We start from the raw sequence: 2513 nt of genomic DNA on the forward strand, positions 1-2513 counted from the left end.
CCTCGTCACTATAATGGTCGTCAATCTGATAACCATTTCTAATAATACGTGGAGAACATCCTGCAAATAATATTAGTAAAGCCAGCAATAAAGTTCCTGATAATCGTGAAAAGATTTTCATTGTCTTCCTTTCTTTTATGCGCCCCATATTTGATTGTTTTGAGTAATTTTCCAGTACAATTTACACCAACGTCCCGGCCCACATACGAAGGTTTGCGCAGTGTCAACGAAGCAAACTTTTGTATTGGGCCTGTTGGTGGATGTATTTCGGGCAATCCGTCTTTTCTGCGCCCCCATCTTAATACTTTCTTCTTAAAATCATTGTTATGCCTGCTCCAAGTAATGGATCGGATGTATCAAACAGACCAATCTTACCGTACCCTGAGATTATTCCATATCCTCCCTCAATTCGCAGTAAGCCTGCAAAGTGTCGTGTTTCCACAAAGTTTTCATATTCTGAAAGTGTACGGTTCCATTTCGATTTTTTATCAATCCAATAGCCAACCATTATTCCGGGGCAGATTTTGAGAATAATTTCTGCATTTTTGAGTGGTAAACGAAGTCTTTCTAAATATGCGCTAAGCCCACCACCAGAAATAAGAGGCTTTCCTGGTGCAGTTTGCTTTCTTCCTTCAGTTCCTTTTTCAGGAAAGCTATTTCGTTGTGAATATGTAAACATTCCATTTGTGCTAAACCAACTATGTAATATTCCTGCTTCTATCTCAAACCCGTTTGTACTATACATAACATTCATTTCTTCTTGTAATGATGCTCCATATGTTGTACTTGAACTCGTGCCTAAATAGCCGATTCTAAAAGCAGGAACAACTTTCATTTCAGCATTCAAAATAGATATTAGAGATATCACAATCAAAAAGAACAATTCTTTTCTTTTGGGGGCGCTATTAATCATTTCAACTCCTTATTAGGATTGCCCGAAATATTTCCACCAACGTCTTGCAAAACAGCCGAAGTGCCTGTGTTGCGCCTGCGGCAGGCATTTTGGCTTTTTGCTGTTGTAAGCTGTGTTTTTGCATTTACCATATTTCTGTTCTTCTGCGCCCCTTTTTCTATTTCGAATTTGAATCTGGTCAATATTGCAATTGTTATGTCACCCTTTAATGACTAATCCCTTGTGATTAATTCTGCGACAATTAATGAATCATAATATTCGCAAGTGAAATAGATTGAATCAATTTCTTCGCATTTAATTACGGTTTTAATTTCATAAGGACAAATGCAATTACAAAGTCCCTTAGCGGTATCTTGTACTTGAAGATGAACCGAATCTCCATTTACTGTAGTTGTGGTAATGAATCTATCAATTTCTGGGCAACAGTTAGCCTTAACCAGTATGTCTATTTTCAAGGAATCATCAGTAAACTTATAGCTCTGAATTGAATCATTTGAAGCCCTTTTATGCAAAGTATTTTTACATCCATCCACTGCAGTTGAATAGACATTAAGGTCATTCTTTTCAGGAGGATTAGTTGTTAAATCCTTACAAGATATCAGCAATGTTAAGACAGCTAATAATGAATACAGTATTCTATAGATAATTTTATCCTTTCAAATTTTTATTGGATTACGAATTATAATTTAGTGAATCAATGTGATATCCTTTTGCTCCTTTCTTCTTTAGGGGCGCCTATCAATAAATGTGCAAAAACATTGCTTACAACGTGTTGCAAAACAGCCGAAGTGCCTGTGTTGCGCCTGCGGCAGGCATTTTGGCTTTTTGCTGTTGTGCGTCTGTAAACCGGGCCATGCATTCTTCATTATGTCTTTCGCCGCCGCCGTCTTCTTCTCTTTTATCGTTTCAGAAATGGCAGGTTTATATTGCCAAGTAATTGGAAATTCGGCTCAAAATACTCGTACGGGTCAATATCTAACATGGATGACGTCAGCATTACGAAACGAATACCAGCAATCGCTGTAACAGGCCCAAATTCATGAAATACACCAGTTCCTGCATACGCTTGCTTGAGACTCGTACCTAACAACTCACCCTCAATTTCGTCAGTAAAATCCATCAACTCATATCCGGCAGTGAGATAGTATTTCAAGAAAAGGAAATCCTTCATCGTATTGAAGGTCCCCTGTATTGCAAATCCACGAGCATAATCGATTCCGCTCCTGATGATGTCCGGCTCAACTCCTTCCTCATCAACAAAAAGCGCATTGTATCTCATCCTTGTCAATTTTAGAGAACCATCAAGTCTGCCAGATAATTTTTCGCTTCTCAAAATGAAACCCACACCTCCAGATATAGCTGGCAAAAGGTCTCCGCCAAATGATGTCATCTGCATATCAAGAAAAGGTGAAAGCCATCTCAGCAAAAAGGCGTCAATCGAAACACCCAAAGTAGCTTCGGGTCTTGTCCAATAAACATTTGGTTCAGTCGTTCTGTAAGGTGCCGTATGGCCCGTGGAATCCGAAACCCATAGACCGGGATAGGGGTCTTCAATACCTTGAACGTGACCAATAGTCGTAAGGTCTAATCTGGCACCTGC

At 39.1% G+C, this 2513-nt stretch carries 1 protein-coding gene; it reads right to left on the minus strand.

What is annotated here, in order from left to right; translation table 11 throughout:
- Positions 1-298 precede the first annotated feature (298 nt).
- Positions 299-913 carry a hypothetical protein gene (locus tag GF401_06965; protein ID MBD3344787.1) on the minus strand — a complete coding sequence of 205 codons (615 nt, stop codon included), beginning with the start codon at positions 911-913 and terminating at the stop codon, positions 299-301.
- Positions 914-2513 lie beyond the last annotated feature (1600 nt).

It is taken from the genome of Chitinivibrionales bacterium, assembly GCA_014728215.1.
In the GTDB taxonomy this organism is placed as follows: domain Bacteria; phylum Fibrobacterota; class Chitinivibrionia; order Chitinivibrionales; family WJKA01; genus WJKA01.

What these genes read in the sequence shown, in the direction of transcription:
- GF401_06965 (MBD3344787.1), bottom strand. Translation starts at nt 913, where the DNA reads ATGATTAATAGCGCCCCCAAAAGAAAAGAATTGTTCTTTTTGATTGTG.